This is a genomic window from Shewanella sp. 433, assembly GCF_059338565.1.
In genome coordinates, this window is sequence record NZ_CM181703.1 from 324,205 (window position 1) to 342,098 (window position 17,894).

At 47.3% G+C, this 17,894-nt stretch carries 11 protein-coding genes and 2 rRNA genes; 10 read left to right on the forward strand and 3 right to left on the reverse strand.

Features of this window, described 5'->3' with window-relative positions:
- Positions 1-10: 10 nt before the first annotated feature.
- The 7 genes from atpD to glmS all read left to right on the forward strand — a co-directional run bounded on the left by atpD (position 11) and on the right by glmS (position 9,008).
- Positions 11-1,387, forward strand: coding sequence for a F0F1 ATP synthase subunit beta (gene atpD, locus AC5YB1_RS01555; RefSeq protein ID WP_494520450.1), 1,377 nt, complete (start codon positions 11-13; stop codon positions 1,385-1,387).
- Positions 1,388-1,421: 34 nt separating this feature from the next.
- Complete coding sequence (locus AC5YB1_RS01560; RefSeq protein WP_494520451.1) at positions 1,422-1,850, forward strand: F0F1 ATP synthase subunit epsilon; 429 nt, start codon at positions 1,422-1,424, stop codon at positions 1,848-1,850.
- A gap of 152 nt (positions 1,851-2,002) precedes the next feature.
- Positions 2,003-2,359: a DsrE/DsrF/TusD sulfur relay family protein gene (locus AC5YB1_RS01565; RefSeq protein WP_494520452.1), complete on the forward strand. Its 357-nt coding sequence runs from the start codon at positions 2,003-2,005 to the stop codon at positions 2,357-2,359.
- Between the two features lie 123 nt (positions 2,360-2,482).
- Entirely contained in the window at positions 2,483-3,847 is a 1,365-nt protein-coding gene (glmU, locus tag AC5YB1_RS01570) for a bifunctional UDP-N-acetylglucosamine diphosphorylase/glucosamine-1-phosphate N-acetyltransferase GlmU (RefSeq protein WP_494520453.1), read from the forward strand.
- Between the two features lie 225 nt (positions 3,848-4,072).
- Complete coding sequence (locus AC5YB1_RS01575; protein WP_494520454.1) at positions 4,073-6,211, forward strand: TonB-dependent siderophore receptor; 2,139 nt, start codon at positions 4,073-4,075, stop codon at positions 6,209-6,211.
- Between the two features lie 154 nt (positions 6,212-6,365).
- Positions 6,366-7,136, forward strand: a complete 771-nt coding sequence (locus tag AC5YB1_RS01580) for a DeoR/GlpR family DNA-binding transcription regulator (RefSeq protein ID WP_494520455.1) — start codon at positions 6,366-6,368, stop codon at positions 7,134-7,136.
- A 42-nt stretch (positions 7,137-7,178) separates the two neighbouring features.
- The gene (gene glmS, locus AC5YB1_RS01585; protein ID WP_475515374.1) at positions 7,179-9,008 is read left to right on the forward strand and encodes a glutamine--fructose-6-phosphate transaminase (isomerizing); all 1,830 of its coding nucleotides are present in this window, start codon (positions 7,179-7,181) and stop codon (positions 9,006-9,008) included.
- A 121-nt stretch (positions 9,009-9,129) separates the two neighbouring features.
- On the opposite strand, the gene AC5YB1_RS01590 is transcribed toward glmS, so the two are convergent.
- From AC5YB1_RS01590 to AC5YB1_RS01600, 3 genes are all read right to left on the reverse strand, one after another.
- Positions 9,130-9,342 (reverse strand): DUF2061 domain-containing protein, encoded by a 213-nt coding sequence (locus AC5YB1_RS01590; RefSeq protein ID WP_494520456.1) that lies wholly within the window; start codon positions 9,340-9,342, stop codon positions 9,130-9,132.
- A 172-nt stretch (positions 9,343-9,514) separates the two neighbouring features.
- Positions 9,515-10,417, reverse strand: coding sequence for a 1,4-dihydroxy-2-naphthoyl-CoA synthase (locus AC5YB1_RS01595; protein ID WP_494520457.1), 903 nt, complete (start codon positions 10,415-10,417; stop codon positions 9,515-9,517).
- 131 nt (positions 10,418-10,548) lie between these two features.
- On the reverse strand, positions 10,549-10,902 hold the full coding sequence (locus tag AC5YB1_RS01600) for a hypothetical protein (RefSeq protein WP_494520458.1): 354 nt from the start codon (positions 10,900-10,902) through the stop codon (positions 10,549-10,551).
- Positions 10,903-10,991: 89 nt separating this feature from the next.
- Between AC5YB1_RS01600 and ccoG the strand changes: the two genes are divergently transcribed.
- The 3 genes from ccoG (at position 10,992) to AC5YB1_RS01615 (ending at position 17,829) form a co-directional block, all read left to right on the forward strand.
- Entirely contained in the window at positions 10,992-12,419 is a 1,428-nt protein-coding gene (ccoG, locus tag AC5YB1_RS01605; RefSeq protein ID WP_494520459.1) for a cytochrome c oxidase accessory protein CcoG, read from the forward strand.
- 630 nt (positions 12,420-13,049) lie between these two features.
- Positions 13,050-14,596, forward strand: a 16S ribosomal RNA gene (locus AC5YB1_RS01610).
- A 339-nt stretch (positions 14,597-14,935) separates the two neighbouring features.
- Positions 14,936-17,829 (forward strand): 23S ribosomal RNA (locus AC5YB1_RS01615).
- Together the 16S and 23S rRNA genes form the textbook arrangement of a ribosomal RNA operon.
- Positions 17,830-17,894 lie beyond the last annotated feature (65 nt).

Sequence of the window (17,894 nt, forward strand, 5' to 3'; positions counted from 1 at the left end):
AGGATTAATCATGAGCACAGGTACTGTTGTCCAAGTAATTGGCGCGGTTGTGGACGTTGAGTTTCCACATGATGCCGTACCTCAGGTTTATGACGCTCTAGAGATCAAAAGTGAAGGCTTGGTGCTGGAAGTTCAGCAGCAACTTGGTGGTGGTGTAGTTCGTACCATCGCTATGGGTACTTCAGATGGTCTGCGTCGTGGTCTTGAGGTAGTAAATACAGGTTCACCTATTTCTGTTCCGGTTGGGGTGAAAACTCTTGGCCGTATCATGAACGTACTAGGTCAACCTATTGATGAAGCGGGTCCTATTGGTGAAGAAGAGCGTTATGAAATTCACCGTGAAGCGCCTTCATACGAAGATCAATCAAGCACTACTGAGCTTTTAGAAACAGGTATCAAGGTTATCGACCTTGTATGTCCGTTTGCTAAGGGTGGTAAAGTCGGTCTGTTTGGTGGTGCGGGTGTTGGTAAAACAGTTAACATGATGGAACTGATTAACAACATCGCTAAAGCACACTCTGGTTTGTCAGTATTCGCTGGTGTAGGTGAGCGTACTCGTGAGGGTAACGACTTCTACTACGAGATGGAAGAATCTGGTGTTCTCGATAAAGTGGCCATGGTTTATGGTCAAATGAACGAGCCTCCAGGAAACCGTCTACGTGTGGCACTGACTGGTCTGACTATGGCTGAAAAGTTCCGTGATGAAGGTAAAGACGTACTATTGTTCGTCGATAACATCTATCGTTACACCTTGGCGGGTACTGAAGTATCTGCACTGCTAGGCCGTATGCCATCAGCAGTAGGCTACCAGCCAACATTGGCTGAAGAGATGGGTGTTCTTCAGGAGCGTATTACTTCAACTCGAACTGGTTCTATTACTTCAGTTCAAGCGGTATACGTACCTGCGGATGACTTGACGGATCCGTCACCAGCAACAACCTTCGCTCACTTAGATGCGACTGTTGTATTGTCACGTAACATTGCTTCGCTAGGTATTTACCCAGCGGTTGACCCATTGGACTCGACTTCACGTCAGCTAGATCCATTGGTTGTTGGCCAAGAGCATTACGACGTAGCTAGTGGTGTACAGACTGTACTACAACGCTATAAAGAGCTTAAAGATATCATCGCGATCCTAGGTATGGACGAATTATCTGATGAAGATAAGACCACTGTATCTCGTGCGCGTAAGATTGAAAAATATCTTTCTCAGCCATTCTTCGTAGCAGAAGTATTCACCGGTTCTCCAGGTAAGTACGTTTCTCTAAAAGACACTATCCGTGGCTTTAAGGGACTATTGGAAGGTGAGTTTGATCACATTCCAGAGCAAGCGTTCTACATGGCTGGTTCTATCGACGAAGTTATCGAGCGAGCTAACAAAAAATAATCGGGCCCTAGGCTTGGTATTTTAAGGAGAACGGATGGCAGCCATGACAGTACAACTTGATATTGTAAGTGCAGAAAGTAGCATCTTTTCAGGTCTTGTAGCACACCTACAGGTAACTGGTAGTGAAGGTGATTTAGGTGTTATGCCAGGTCACGCTCCTTTGCTTACACCTATCAAACCTGGCATGGCGCGCATCGTCAAGCAAGATGGTAAAGAAGAAGTGTTCTATCTTTCAGGTGGTATCCTGGAAGTACAACCTTTTTCGGTATCCGTATTGGCTGACGTGGTATTGCGTGCCGAAGAGATTGATGAGCAGGCAGCTGTAGAAGCCAAGCGTCGTGCAGAAGCCCATATGGCTGATGCTGGTGCAGACTTAAACTATGCCGCTGCAGCGATTGAATTAGCTCAGGCTATCGCTCAATTGCGCGTTGTAGAAACCATCAAAAAGAACATTGCCAGATAAGGTTATTGTTTGATTATAAAAGGCGCCTCTGGGCGCCTTTTTTGTATCTAAAATCAGTTGATGGGAACCGCTATAACGTGACAGATACAGATCTTTCATTACACTGATACTGTTACTATTTGGCTATTTATCTCTGGTTGAAGAGAGCTCCAATGCTGCACGTGCTTATAATTGTTAATGACGCCCCCTATGGTTCAGAACGCTTATTTAATGCTTTACGCTTGGCAATACAGCTCAATGAGCAAGAATCACCACCAGCAAAGGTAAAGCTCTTCTTATTGTCAGATGCCATCACCGCAGTACTGCCTAAACAAAACCCCAATGAGGGTTACAATATTCAGCAGATGCTAGAAATTATTATCGCCCAAGGTAGTGAGGTGAAGTTCTGTGGCTCCTGTATGCAGGCTCGTGGCTTTGGTGAATTAGCGGTGATTGAAGGTTGCCAGGTTGCCACTATGGATGATTTAGCCCAATGGATATTAACCACGGATAAAAGCGTGACTTTTTAACTGTTAACAATGAGCGACGTTTTAATGAGCCCGTCATTCGCTTTTACATGCTCAATCCATTAAAATCACCCCCACAAAAAATTGACCTCATTATTTAAACCAGCATTAGCTCAAGGATAACCCATGGCACTGAATGTAGTGATTTTGGCCGCAGGCAAGGGAACCCGCATGCGCTCAGATCTTCCTAAAGTTCTTCACCCGATTGCCCACAAAAGCATGGTGCAACATGTGATAGATACCGCGCATAATGTGGGTAGCGATACCATTCAGCTGGTGTATGGCTATGGTGCCGATAAGCTGCAAGCCAGTTTAGGTGAGCAGCAACTTAACTGGGTGCTGCAAGCCGAGCAACTGGGTACCGGTCATGCTGTGGCGCAAGCCAACGACAATATTAATGATGACGATACCGTGCTGATTTTATACGGTGATGTGCCCTTGATTCAGCCATCGACTCTTCAGGCGTTGCTTGCAGCCCGCGAAGCTAATGGTTTGGCTATTTTGACTGTTAATCTGCCCAATCCAACGGGCTATGGTCGTATCGTGCGTGAGGCGGGTAAAGTCGTCGGCATTGTCGAGCAAAAAGATGCTAATGCCGAGCAGTTAGCCATTAATGAAGTGAATACCGGTATTATGGCAGCGCCAGGTAAACAGTTAAAAGAATGGCTGGGTCAATTATCATCGAATAACGCGCAAGGTGAATACTACCTTACCGATATCGTGGCTATGGCTCATCGCGATGGGGTTGCGATTACCACAGCCCAACCGCAGTCGGCTATTGAAGTGGAAGGCGCTAATAACCGCGTACAGTTAGCCCAACTTGAACGTGCTTATCAGGCGCGCGCCGCTGAAAAACTGATGCTAGCAGGGGCAAATCTTAGAGATCCAGCTCGTATCGATATTCGCGGTGATGTTAGCGTGGGTATGGATGTGATGGTCGATGTGAATGTGATATTCCAAGGTAAAGTGACCATAGGTAATAATGTGACCATTGGCGCAGGCGCGATTTTAATTGATTGCGACATTGCCGATAACGCGGAAATCAAACCTTATTCGATTGTTGAAAATGCCATTGTTGGCGAAAAAGCCAGTGCAGGACCTTTTGCGCGTTTGCGCCCCGGCGCCGAACTTAAACGTGATGCTCATATTGGTAATTTCGTTGAGATGAAAAAAGCCGTGTTAGGTGAAGGCTCTAAAGCGGGTCATTTAGCTTATATTGGCGATGCGCAGATTGGCGCGGGAGTGAACATCGGTGCCGGCACCATCACCTGTAACTATGATGGCGCCAATAAACATCTTACTGTGATTGAAGATAATGTGTTTGTCGGCAGTGATACTCAGCTTGTAGCGCCTGTTACCATAGGTAAGGGCGCAACATTGGGCGCGGGTTCGACCATAACCCGTGATGTAGCGGCCGATGAGCTCGTTATTACTCGTGTTAAGCAGCGCCACTTAAGCGGCTGGACTCGTCCCGTTAAGCTAAAGAAGTAAAACACGGTATTAAGTTTGGAGTTGAATACCACAATTAAGCGACCTTACTGGGTCGCTTTTTTATTGCTAGCTCATTGAAGTGCATGAAATTTAACCGCTAAGGCGCAATAAATTGAACTGGCTCACCTTGCAATGTAAATAGATGTAAAGAAACTTAAATAAAAACGATTCTCATTTATATTTAGCGCAACTTTTTCTGTTGTCGTTTTTAGTTATGGGGTTGTTATGTCAATCAAGGGCGCTGCGTTTAAATACTCGAGTGTAGGTTTAGCGGTTATAGCTGCATTAGCCAGTGTGTCAGTTTCAGCTGATGAAGCGGATAATACTACTGCCGATGCTAACATAGAACGTATTACGGTTACCGGCCGTACCTTTAACGATTATAAAGTGGGTGTTGCTTCTGGCGCCATGCGTGGCGATATTGATTTAATGGATACTCCTCAGTCTGTTGCCGTCATCCCTGATTTTGTCACTGATGAGCAGTTAGCAACTAACCTTTCTGAAGTATTGGTGAATGACTCAAGTGTCACTGGTGGTAGTGAGAAATGGAACCGCCAAGTGTTTAATATTCGTGGTTTTGAGTTGTCTTCAGGTTCAGGTTATTTGATCAATGGCCATCAACAGTGGTCTCACTATGTGCAGCCTATCGAGACATTGCAGCAGGTTGAAGTGCTCAAAGGTCCATCTAGTATGCTATATGGTCAGTCTGGTCCTGGTGGATTGATCAACATGGTGACCAAAAAGCCAACCTATGACACCATGTTTGAGGTCGGTTTCGATACTGATGAATACGGCTCTACCCGCGTACAACTCGATGCTGGCGGTAGCTTAAACGAAGCTCAAACTATGCGCTATCGCACTGTGTTGGTTAAGCAAGATACACAATACTGGCGTGACTATCAGGATGACACTAATCAAGAGCGTGACCGTTGGTTAGGTTATCTAAATCTAGAATTTGATATTACCGACGACCTTCTGTTGTCACTCAAATATGATCATACCCAAGATAAAACCGGTATTGACCGTGGTGGTTGGTTAAACCGTGACGGTGAGTTGATTGGTGGCCGTGACATTATCTGGGATATGCCGTGGGCGTTTACCGACAATACTATTACTAACTTGGGCGCCGAACTGACTTACCACATCAATGATGATTGGAAAGTTAAAGCCGGTTATAACGACCAGCAGTTTAATCGTCAGCGCCTAGACTCATCACCTAGCTTAGTAAAGGGCTCTGAAAACCCATTCCAAGACGGCTACACAGTCAGCCCATTTGATAGATACGACGATTGGCAGCACAAAACTGGCTTTGTTGATATCACGAGTAAATTCAGTACAGGCAGTTTTGAGCATCAGTTCTTAATCGGCGCCAATATGCTGGATTACTATTACGGTCAGTTGAAAGACTCTGGACCTAAAGGCCAGATGGTGATGCCGGGTCAGCCGCTTGCCAGACCCGATCTTGATTACCATAGAGATGACACTAAATATGAAAGTGATTACAAACACTATGGTTTCTATATCCAAGACTTGATCAGCATTAACGATAACTGGCAAGTATTGGCGGGTGTGCGTTATGACGAGCAGAAAAAAGACGGTGGCGGTAATAATAGCTATGCCGTATCGCCAAAATTTGGCGTGATCTACTCGCCAATGGATAATGGCAGTATCTATGTTAACTACTCTAAGAGCTTCACACCACAAGGCCAAGTTAACGATGCCGAAGATGTTAACGATAAGATGAACCTTAATCCTGAGTATGGTGAGCAATACGAAATCGGTACTAAGTGGGAGCTATTTGATGGCAGCTTACTACTGACGGGAGCCGTATTTGATATCACAGTCTCTAACGTCACGGTAACCGAAGAGCTTGATGTTATCGCTAGTGTCGATAAGCAAACCATTACCACCCAAAGCGGCGAGCAGCGCCATAGAGGCTTTGAGATGGGAGCGCAGGGTCAAGTCAGTGAACAGTGGTTTGTAACCAGTTCAATGATGTATCTGGATGCCGAGAATGTTCGTCCAGCTGCTGACAGCTTGAATGGTAAGACTCCTGTTGATGCTCCTGAGTGGTCGGCAAACGTCTGGACTCGTTATGAAATGACTGATGATCTAGCGTTTAACTTCGGTGCTATCTATGTGGGTGAGCGTTTTGCCAATACCAGCAATAGCATCAGCAAAGATAGCTACGTACGCTTTGATATGGGCGCGGCTTATAGTATGGATATCTTTGGCAGCGACATGAATGTGCGACTCAATGTGAAAAACCTATTCGATACCGACTACCTAGCTGGCGGTACTAATACCGATGTCACGGTTGGTGAAGGGCGTCATTTCAGCCTAGCATTAGAAGCTAAATTTTAACATAAGCTCATAGTGATGATATAAAAGCCTCTGTCTTATCGGATAGAGGCTTTTTGCTATTTAAGGCATTTGCCATTTTTTAAGCTTCAAGTCTGGCAAAAAAGTTTCGTTTCATTATAATCGGCTTTCGAAACGAAACTTAGCAGCCACTTTTATGAATAAACGCAACACTCAACAGCGTCGACATAGCATTATCGCCATCCTCAATGAGCAAGGTGAAGTGAGCGTTGATGAGTTATCGTTACGTTTCGATACCTCTGAAGTTACCATTCGTAAAGATTTAGCCGCTTTAGAAAAAACCGGTCTTTTACTGCGCCGTTACGGTGGCGCGGTTGCCATTCCCGATGAAGTTACTTTGCATTTTAGTGCCAAGGTTGCACCCAATAAATTAGCCATTGCCGCGGCAGCGGCTAAATTAATTAAAGATCATAACCGCATCATTATTGACAGTGGCAGTACGACCTCTGGTTTAGTGCAGCAGCTTAATGATAAGCGTGGCTTAGTGGTGATGACCAATGCGCTGCAATTGGCCAATGCCATACATGAGTTGGAAAACGAACCGACATTATTGATGACCGGTGGCACCTGGGACCCGCACTCTGAATCCTTTCAAGGACAAGTTGCCGAACAGGTATTACGTTCATATAACTTTGACCAACTGTTTATCGGCGCTGACGGCATCGATCTCGAGCGTGGTACCACCACTTTTAATGAATTGACGGGCCTGAGCAAAGTGATGGCCGAAGTCTCGCGCGACGTTATCGTGATGGTTGATTCAGATAAAATTGGCAAACGAATACCGAATTTAGAGCTGGCATGGCAACAGATAAGCGTGCTGGTGACAGACGACCGCATTGATACCGCGGTGGTTAAAAAAATTACCGAGCAAGGCGTTGAAGTGATCTTAGCCCCTTACTCAAACTAGCTTTTATTTTTAAACCTTAAGATTAGCGTGTAGGAAAACATTATGTGTGGAATTGTTGGCGCAGTAGCGCAACGGGATGTTGCAGAAATTTTGGTCGAGGGGTTACGTCGTCTCGAATACCGCGGTTATGACTCAGCCGGTGTGGCGGTTATCCACAATGGCGAGCTCAAGAGTACGCGCCGCGTGGGTAAAGTACAGGAGCTCTCTAGTGCGTTAGAGCAAACGCCATTAGCGGGCGGCACAGGTATCGCCCACACTCGCTGGGCAACCCATGGTGAGCCAAGTGAGCGTAATGCCCATCCACATCAATCATCTGGCGACATTGCCGTGGTGCATAACGGCATTATCGAAAACCACAATAAACTGCGTGAAATGCTAAAAGGCTTAGGCTACGTATTTACCTCTGATACCGATACCGAAGTGATTTGTCACTTGGTGCATCACGAGCTTAAGTCGCACGACACCTTATTGGCAGCGGTACAGGCAACGGTAAAACAGCTAGAAGGTGCTTACGGCACTGTGGTGATTGACCGTCGTGATTCTGAGCGCATGATCGTGGCGCGTTCTGGTAGTCCGTTGGTGATAGGCTATGGCTTAGGCGAAAACTTTGTTGCCTCCGATCAGCTAGCACTGTTACCTGTGACCCGCTCTTTTGCTTTCTTAGAAGAAGGCGATGTGGCCGAAGTGACTCGACGCCAAGTCTCAATTTTCGATATTGACGGTAATCCTGTTGAGCGCGAAGTGAAAGAGTCTGAAGTGACTCATGATGCGGGTGATAAAGGCGAATACCGTCACTACATGCTCAAAGAGATCTATGAGCAGCCACGTGCGATTGCCCATACCTTAGAAGGCCGTATTGCTGGTGGTCAGGTATTGGACTCGGCGTTTGGCGACAATGCTGCAGAGTTTTTAAAAGACATTAAACACGTGCAGATCATCGCCTGTGGTACCAGTTATCACGCCGGCATGGCGGCGCGTTATTGGCTTGAAGATTGGGCGGGGGTGTCATGCAACGTCGAAATCGCCTCTGAGTTCCGTTACCGTAAGTCTCACCTGTTCCCCAATAGCTTGTTAGTGACTATCTCTCAATCGGGTGAAACGGCCGATACGCTTGCTGCACTGCGCTTGGCTAAAGAGATGGGTTATAAAGCCACCATGACCATCTGTAACGCGCCGGGTTCATCTTTGGTGCGTGAATCAGATATGGCTTACATGATGAAAGCGGGCGCCGAAATTGGCGTTGCGTCAACCAAAGCCTTTACCGTGCAGTTAGCCGGATTGCTGATGTTAACGGCCGTGATTGGTCGTCATAATGGGATGTCTGACGAGATGCAGGCAAAAATCACCCAGAGCCTACAATCTATGCCTGCCAAAGTGGAGCAAGCACTGGGCTTAGATGATGCCATTGCCGAACTGGCGGAAGACTTTGCCGACAAGCATCACGCACTCTTTTTAGGTCGTGGCGATCAGTATCCCATCGCGATGGAAGGGGCGCTAAAGCTAAAAGAGATCTCTTATATTCATGCCGAAGCTTATGCCTCGGGTGAGCTTAAGCATGGCCCGCTAGCGCTTATCGATGCCGATATGCCTGTGATAGTGGTGGCACCTAATAACGAGTTACTGGAAAAGCTTAAGTCAAACGTGGAAGAAGTGCGTGCTCGTGGTGGCTTAATGTATGTGTTCGCCGACAAAGATGCTGAATTTGAGTCAGACGACACCATGAAGGTGATCCCTATTCCTCATTGTGATGAGTTTATGGCGCCACTGATCTACACCATTCCGTTGCAGTTGCTGTCATATCATGTGGCACTGATTAAAGGCACCGATGTGGATCAGCCACGTAACCTGGCAAAGTCGGTCACGGTTGAGTAATAAAATCGATTCACGATAGTGATTGGTTAACCGATAGCAAAAGCCTCCTTTTGGGAGGCTTTTGCTTTTATTCATACAATGAGGCGGGTTGGTTCATGACTGTGATTTGGTACAGTATATGCTAGGAAGGACAGTAACTACTTAGGCCTAATGGCATTGCACGACGATTTTCTATTCGTCTCCATACCTTATCATGAAAATAAAACACCACAGTGTTAACCGCTGGCTCAATAAGGGCTACCGCGCCACCAATAACTAAGCTACCCGTTAATAGGTAAGTAATCGTAAAGGCAACGCTAAAGTGCAGTATTGCAAAAGTGAATGTCTTAGCCATGATGAAACTCCTCTTTAATTAAGGTAAATGATATTCGTTATCATTTGAGTTCTAAAGAGGTTAATGTCGATAGGGCTAAAAGAGTTTTTAGATTGACCGCAGGTATATGCGAGTTATCAATATAAGCAAGCCGCAGTGATGCGGCTTGCTTAGTAGGTGAGCCTATTCGTGGTTAATAGTGCCAAGGGAATTTAGAAAAATCTTGCTCACGCTTCTCTAAAAAGGCATCTCTGCCTTCTATGGCTTCATCGGTGCCGTAGGCTAAGCGAGTCGCTTCACCGGCAAACAGTTGTTGGCCGACGAGTCCATCATCGGGCAAGTTAAAGCCGTATTTAAGCATGCGCATGGCGGTGGGTGATTTCGAGTTGATCTCTTTGCCCCAATTTAATGCTTCGATTTCCAGCTCTGCATGGGGCACTGAGCGATTGACCATGCCCATATCGAACGCTTCATCGGCACTGTAATTAAAACCTAAGAAGAAAATTTCACGGGCACGTTTTTGACCAATCATTTTAGCAAGATAGGCGCTACCGTAACCTGAATCGAAACTGCCCACATCGGGATCCGTTTGCTTGAATATGGCGTGTTCCTTCGAGGCGAGAGTGAGGTCACATACCACGTGTAGGCTATGACCACCGCCCACCGCCCAACCTGGGACGACCGCAATCACCACTTTGGGCATAAAGCGGATAAGCCGTTGCACTTCTAATATATGCAACCGTCCCATGCGAGCGATATCGGGCTTACCCTCTTCTGCACCTTCGTATTTGTAGCCATCTTTGCCACGAATGCGTTGATCGCCGCCAGCACAAAAAGAGTACTGCCCTTTAGCCGATGGGCCGTTACCGGTTAATAGTACGCAGCCAACATCAGACCATTGGCGCGCATGATCTAAGGCGGTATAGAGTTCATCAACGGTTTTAGGGCGAAATGAGTTAAGGCAATCAGGGCGATTGATAGCAATACGTACCGTGCCTTGCTCTTTAGCCCTGTGATACGTGATATCTTCAAATGCAAATCCGCTGACTTGCTCCCAAAGGCTTGAGTCAAAAATATCGGAAACTTGGTCTGTCATATGGATTACCTTGTGTCTGTATTGTCAATTGAGACGAATCGCCCAAGGCTAGGCTCAATCGTTATAGAGGTCAATTATGGATATAAAAACCGTGCGCTGGGCGCGGCATTGATATCGGCGCTAATGGGAAATTATCGTAATTTATCGCATATGAATAATTGGTTGTCGCGGCTTAATATCGTAAAACGACTGGCGTTATCACCGCAGTATTGTGCTTTATAGGCCATGACAGATTGCTCTGATTCGAAAATACCCTCTAACGCGGCCTGTTCCGCCTTGTTGAGTCGGTTCGCGATTTCAGCTTTTAGTTGAGATAAATGATTATCGACTTTAATAATTTTCGTGCCTGTCATTGAGTCGAGTTTTCGCTCAGCTTTTTGCATAAGCGCATCGGCTTGAGCCATTGGCTCATCGAGCTTATTGGTTTCGGTTGCAAGGTAATAGAGTAGCCCTGCACCTGCGCCTAAAATAATCCAGCCTCTCATTATTTCTCCAACCATGATGAACAATTTGTGATAGAAAAGGTATAATAAGCCAGTTTTCATGGAATATTAAAGCTGTAAGGCTGTTAAATATGAACGCAGAATCAAATAAAAAGGACTATTCGAAGGTTGAGCGGATCAAAATTCACCAGCCTGATGTAAATAAGTCCGACCGCTTCAATCCCCGCAATCGTATTTATGTCAGAGCAATACAAGGGTTTTGGACCCAGCTGCGCCGCCGTCTAGGTTGGGTCGCAATATTGTTCTTCCTTATATTACCTTGGATCCCATGGGGTAATAGGCAAGCGGTATGGTTTAACCTAGGTGAGCAGAAGTTTCACATCTTTGGGTTGACCATTTGGCCGCAAGATTTAACCCTATTAGCTGCACTATTAATGATAGCCGCTTTTGGGTTGTTTTTTGTGACCACCTATCTTGGTCGAGTCTGGTGTGGCTATACCTGCCCACAAACGGTATGGACCTTTATCTTTATTTGGTTTGAAGAAAAGCTTGAAGGTGCACGCAACAAGCGCATTAAGCTTGACCAAATGCCATGGAGCCTTAATAAGGTATGGCGTAAAACCGCAAAGCACCTCGCTTGGTTGCTAGTGTCCCTGTTAACAGCCATGACTTTTGTCTCCTATTTTGTTCCTACCACAGAAGTGTATGCCGAGGTATTCAGTGGCACCGCGTCTGGCGGGGTTTACTTCTGGGTCATGCTTTTTACCTTAGCGACTTATGGCAATGCTGGTTGGATGCGCGAAATCATGTGTACCCACATGTGTCCCTACGCTCGTTTTCAATCGGCCATGTTCGATAAGAACACCTACATCGTTGGTTATGAAACTAAACGGGGTGAAGCCCGAGGTCCTCGCTCGCGTAAAGCTGACCCTAAAGAGCTAGGTTTAGGTGATTGCATCGATTGTGACTTATGCGTTCAAGTGTGCCCGACAGGTATCGATATCCGTAACGGTTTACAATATGAATGTATTAACTGCGGAGCATGTATTGATGCTTGCGATAACACCATGGAGCGTATGGGATATCAAAAAGGCTTGATCGCTTACACCACCGAAAACAAACTCGATGGGATAAAAGAGAAAGTGTTAAGACCAAAGCTGGTCGGTTACGGTGCGGTGTTAGCCATCATGATCGTTATCTTTGTCTATGCCAGTGCCACCATTGCCCCTGTTCGTGTTGATATTATCCGCGATCGTAATCAGCTATTTAGAGTCAACAACCAAGGATTAATTGAAAACACCTTCACATTAAAGATACTCAATAAGACCGAAGCGCCGCATGAGTACCAGTTGGGCGTAGAAGGATTACCCAATTACAAATGGTATGGCCCGCAAACGGTCACCATTAATGGTGGCGAAGTGTTAACTCTGCCAGTCAGTATTGCGGTCGATCCTGTTGAGCTTTCGCGCCCCATGATAAAAATCGACTTTAAAGTGACGACCATCTTAGATGGTGAAAAGGTAGAGGCTACACAAGAATCGCGATTCTTCGGCCAATAACCGCCAACAAGTGTACGAACACAAACAAGAAAGGGGCTAACTAGCCCCTTTTTTATACGTATCGTTTGATAAGTATTCACTCAATAGTAAAAGTGTTACTTTCTTTCAAAAAGCGCTTGCGCCCATCCGAGAACTGCCTATAATGCGCATCCACTGACACGGCACAGCAGGCCAACTACCTAGGTAGTACGGGACTTGCAGCGGTGTTAGGAGTTGAACTCTTCGGAGATTAACTCAGGTGATAAGCGCTTTTAAGGGCTTCGATTGATGACTTCTGTTTAAGAAAGCATCGCTTGGAAAACTTCTTAAAATAAGCACTTGACGCCAACAACGGGGCGTGTAGAATACGCATCCCTAAGCCAACGACCTAGCGTCAACGGCGGCTAAATGAAAGATTGATTCTCTCATGCTAGCAACGCTCTTTAACAAGATAAAACAAGAAATCTGTGTGGACACTCACAGGTGTTGAGTTAATCGAAATTGCCTAACCTTCGGGTTGGCAATCAAAGAATTAAATCAATGTAACGATGAGTGTTCATAGCAATATGTACAAACGTTTTTAAGATTCTTCCGAGTCTTTTAAACGGAATCAGAATTCATTGAGCCGAATCGCAAGATTCAACAAAACTTTAATTGAAGAGTTTGATCATGGCTCAGATTGAACGCTGGCGGCAGGCCTAACACATGCAAGTCGAGCGGTAACAGGAAGAAAGCTTGCTTTCTTTGCTGACGAGCGGCGGACGGGTGAGTAATGCCTAGGGAACTGCCCAGTCGAGGGGGATAACAGTTGGAAACGACTGCTAATACCGCATACGCCCTACGGGGGAAAAGAGGGGACCTTCGGGCCTTCTGCGATTGGATGTACCTAGGTGGGATTAGCTAGTTGGTGAGGTAATGGCTCACCAAGGCGACGATCCCTAGCTGTTCTGAGAGGATGATCAGCCACACTGGGACTGAGACACGGCCCAGACTCCTACGGGAGGCAGCAGTGGGGAATATTGCACAATGGGCGCAAGCCTGATGCAGCCATGCCGCGTGTGTGAAGAAGGCCTTCGGGTTGTAAAGCACTTTCAGCGAGGAGGAAAGCTTAAACGTTAATAGCGTTTAGGTGTGACGTTACTCGCAGAAGAAGGACCGGCTAACTTCGTGCCAGCAGCCGCGGTAATACGAGGGGTCCAAGCGTTAATCGGAATTACTGGGCGTAAAGCGTACGCAGGCGGTTTGTTAAGCGAGATGTGAAAGCCCCGGGCTCAACCTGGGAATTGCATTTCGAACTGGCAGACTAGAGTCTTGTAGAGGGGGGTAGAATTTCAGGTGTAGCGGTGAAATGCGTAGAGATCTGAAGGAATACCGGTGGCGAAGGCGGCCCCCTGGACAAAGACTGACGCTCAGGTACGAAAGCGTGGGGAGCAAACAGGATTAGATACCCTGGTAGTCCACGCCGTAAACGATGTCTACTCGGAATTTGGTGTCTTGAACACTGGGTTCCCAAGCTAACGCATTAAGTAGACCGCCTGGGGAGTACGGCCGCAAGGTTAAAACTCAAATGAATTGACGGGGGCCCGCACAAGCGGTGGAGCATGTGGTTTAATTCGATGCAACGCGAAGAACCTTACCTACTCTTGACATCCAGAGAATTCGCTAGAGATAGCTTAGTGCCTTCGGGAACTCTGAGACAGGTGCTGCATGGCTGTCGTCAGCTCGTGTTGTGAAATGTTGGGTTAAGTCCCGCAACGAGCGCAACCCTTATCCTTATTTGCCAGCACGTAATGGTGGGAACTTTAGGGAGACTGCCGGTGATAAACCGGAGGAAGGTGGGGACGACGTCAAGTCATCATGGCCCTTACGAGTAGGGCTACACACGTGCTACAATGGCAAGTACAGAGGGTTGCAAAGCCGCGAGGTGGAGCTAATCTCACAAAGCTTGTCGTAGTCCGGATTGGAGTCTGCAACTCGACTCCATGAAGTCGGAATCGCTAGTAATCGTGGATCAGAATGCCACGGTGAATACGTTCCCGGGCCTTGTACACACCGCCCGTCACACCATGGGAGTGGGCTGCACCAGAAGTAGATAGCTTAACCTTTCGGGGAGGGCGTTTACCACGGTGTGGTTCATGACTGGGGTGAAGTCGTAACAAGGTAGCCCTAGGGGAACCTGGGGCTGGATCACCTCCTTACCTATACGACTAACTCAATATTTGCTGAGTGTTCACACAGATAACTTGTTCTTGTTAGAGCAGGTGGCACGTCTTAACGGCGATGCTTGTTCTTTAAAAATTTGGAAAGCTGATAGTGTTAATGTGAAAGGGATAGTGACGTACTTGTACGTGATTATTTGTAGCATTGACGCGAAAATTAAAATTGAGTTCTCAAACACTTAAATCAAGTGCCGAGTCATTGTAATGATGATTCATGAGTATTCTTTTGGCGAAAGTAAACACCATTAGTTGCGATACAACATCAAGCTTACCCGCTTGATAAAGTTTGTTTCCTTGTGAAACTCATTTGGGTTGTATGGTTAAGTGACTAAGCGTATACGGTGGATGCCTTGGCAGTCAGAGGCGATGAAGGACGTAGTAACTTGCGAAAAGCGTTGGCGAGCTAGTAACAAGCATTTGAGCTAACGATGTCCGAATGGGGAAACCCACATGCATAAGCATGTATCACAACATGAATACATAGTGTTGTGAGGCGAACCCGGGGAACTGAAACATCTAAGTACCCGGAGGAAAAGAAATCAACCGAGATTCCCCTAGTAGCGGCGAGCGAACGGGGATTAGCCCTTAAGCGTAGAGGGTGTTAGTGGAATGTGTTGGAAAGCACAGCGGCACAGGGTGATAGCCCCGTACATGAAAACTAACTTTACGTGAAAACGAGTAGGACGGGACACGTGACATCTTGTCTGAACATGGGGGGACCATCCTCCAAGGCTAAATACTCCTGACTGACCGATAGTGAACCAGTACCGTGAGGGAAAGGCGAAAAGAACCCCTGTGAGGGGAGTGAAATAGAACCTGAAACCGTATACGTACAAGCAGTGGGAGCGGTTCTTGAGACCGTGACTGCGTACCTTTTGTATAATGGGTCAGCGACTTACATTTTGTAGCGAGGTTAAGCGAATAGCGGAGCCGTAGGGAAACCGAGTGTTAACTGCGCGTTTAGTTGCAAGGTGTAGACCCGAAACCCGGTGATCTAGCCATGGGCAGGTTGAAGGTTGAGTAACATCAACTGGAGGACCGAACACACGTATGTTGAAAAATGCGGTGATGACTTGTGGCTGGGGGTGAAAGGCCAATCAAACCGGGAGATATCTGGTTCTCCTCGAAAGCTATTTAGGTAGCGCCTCGAGCGAATACCATTGGGGGTAGAGCACTGTTAAGGCTAGGGGGTCATCCCGACTTACCAACCCTTTGCAAACTCCGAATACCAATGAGTACTACTCGGGAGACACACGGCGGGTGCTAACGTCCGTCGTGAAAAGGGAAACAACCCAGACCATCAGCTAAGGTCCCAAAGTTATTGCTAAGTGGGAAACGATGTGGGAAGGCTTAGACAGCTAGGATGTTGGCTTAGAAGCAGCCATCATTTAAAGAAAGCGTAATAGCTCACTAGTCGAGTCGGCCTGCGCGGAAGATTTAACGGGGCTAAGCAATACACCGAAGCTATGGGTACTAGCGCTTGCGCTAGTGCGGTAGAGGAGCGTTCTGTAAGCCGTTGAAGGTGAAGGGGTAACCCACGCTGGAGGTATCAGAAGTGCGAATGCTGACATGAGTAACGATAAAGGGGGTGAAAAACCCCCTCGCCGAAAGACCAAGGGTTCCTGTCCAATGTTAATCAGGGCAGGGTGAGTCGACCCCTAAGGCGAGGCCGAAAGGCGTAGTCGATGGGAAACAGGTTAATATTCCTGTACTTCTGCTAACTGCGATGGAGAGACGGAGAAGGCTAGGCTAGCGCGGCGTTGGTTGTCCGCGTTTAAGGCTGTAGGTGGTGCACTTAGGCAAATCCGGGTGCACATACACTGAGAGTTGATGACGAGGTTCTACGGAACTGAAGTAGTTGATGCCATGCTTCCAGGAAAATCTTCTAAGCTTCAGGTTAGCAGGAATCGTACCCCAAACCGACACAGGTGGTTGGGTAGAGAATACCAAGGCGCTTGAGAGAACTCGGCTGAAGGAACTAGGCAAAATGGTACCGTAACTTCGGGAGAAGGTACGCTCCTGTTGGTGATGAGACTTGCTCTCTAAGCTGACGGGAGTCGCAGATACCAGGTGGCTGCAACTGTTTATCAAAAACACAGCACTGTGCAAACTCGCAAGAGGAAGTATACGGTGTGACGCCTGCCCGGTGCCGGAAGGTTAATTGATTGGGTTATCTTCGGAGAAGCTCATGATCGAAGCCCCGGTAAACGGCGGCCGTAACTATAACGGTCCTAAGGTAGCGAAATTCCTTGTCGGGTAAGTTCCGACCTGCACGAATGGCGTAATGATGGCCACGCTGTCTCCAGCCGAGACTCAGTGAAGTTGAAATTGCGGTGAAGATGCCGTATACCCGCGGCTAGACGGAAAGACCCCGTGAACCTTTACTATAGCTTGGCACTGAACATTGACCCTACATGTGTAGGATAGGTGGGAGACTTTGAAGCAGGAACGCCAGTTCTTGTGGAGTCAACCTTGAAATACCACCCTTGTAGTGTTGATGTTCTAACTCTGGCCCCTGAATCGGGGTTGAGGACAGTGCCTGGTGGGTAGTTTGACTGGGGCGGTCTCCTCCCAAAGAGTAACGGAGGAGCACGAAGGTTGGCTAAGTACGGTCGGACATCGTACGGTTAGTGCAATGGCATAAGCCAGCTTAACTGCGAGACATACACGTCGAGCAGGTGCGAAAGCAGGTCATAGTGATCCGGTGGTTCTGAATGGAAGGGCCATCGCTCAACGGATAAAAGGTACTCCGGGGATAACAGGCTGATACCGCCCAAGAGTTCATATCGACGGCGGTGTTTGGCACCTCGATGTCGGCTCATCACATCCTGGGGCTGAAGTCGGTCCCAAGGGTATGGCTGTTCGCCATTTAAAGTGGTACGCGAGCTGGGTTCAGAACGTCGTGAGACAGTTCGGTCCCTATCTGCCGTGGGCGTTGGATGATTGAAGGGAGCTGCTCCTAGTACGAGAGGACCGGAGTGGACGAACCGCTGGTGTTCGGGTTGTCATGCCAATGGCATTGCCCGGTAGCTACGTTCGGAATCGATAACCGCTGAAAGCATCTAAGCGGGAAGCGAGCCCTAAGATGAGTCATCCCTAGGACTTTAAGTCCTCTAAAGGGCCGTAGGAGACTACTACGTTGATAGGCAAGGTGTGTAAGCGTTGTGAGGCGTTGAGCTAACTTGTACTAATGACCCGTGAGGCTTAACCATACAACCCAAAAGGGTTTCCAGTTAATGGTTAACTTTAGCGAAAGAATACCGACACTTGATTTAGT

Bases quoted from the DNA above. Each gene is read 5' to 3' on its own strand.
- atpD (WP_494520450.1), top strand. From the start codon at position 11: ATGAGCACAGGTACTGTTGTCCAAGTAATTGGCGCGGTTGTGGACGTT.
- AC5YB1_RS01560 (WP_494520451.1), top strand. From the start codon at position 1,422: ATGGCAGCCATGACAGTACAACTTGATATTGTAAGTGCAGAAAGTAGC.
- AC5YB1_RS01565 (WP_494520452.1), top strand. From the start codon at position 2,003: ATGCTGCACGTGCTTATAATTGTTAATGACGCCCCCTATGGTTCAGAA.
- glmU (WP_494520453.1), top strand. From the start codon at position 2,483: ATGGCACTGAATGTAGTGATTTTGGCCGCAGGCAAGGGAACCCGCATG.
- AC5YB1_RS01575 (WP_494520454.1), top strand. From the start codon at position 4,073: ATGTCAATCAAGGGCGCTGCGTTTAAATACTCGAGTGTAGGTTTAGCG.
- AC5YB1_RS01580 (WP_494520455.1), top strand. From the start codon at position 6,366: ATGAATAAACGCAACACTCAACAGCGTCGACATAGCATTATCGCCATC.
- glmS (WP_475515374.1), top strand. From the start codon at position 7,179: ATGTGTGGAATTGTTGGCGCAGTAGCGCAACGGGATGTTGCAGAAATT.
- AC5YB1_RS01590 (WP_494520456.1), bottom strand. From the start codon at position 9,342: ATGGCTAAGACATTCACTTTTGCAATACTGCACTTTAGCGTTGCCTTT.
- AC5YB1_RS01595 (WP_494520457.1), bottom strand. From the start codon at position 10,417: ATGACAGACCAAGTTTCCGATATTTTTGACTCAAGCCTTTGGGAGCAA.
- AC5YB1_RS01600 (WP_494520458.1), bottom strand. From the start codon at position 10,902: ATGAGAGGCTGGATTATTTTAGGCGCAGGTGCAGGGCTACTCTATTAC.
- ccoG (WP_494520459.1), top strand. From the start codon at position 10,992: ATGAACGCAGAATCAAATAAAAAGGACTATTCGAAGGTTGAGCGGATC.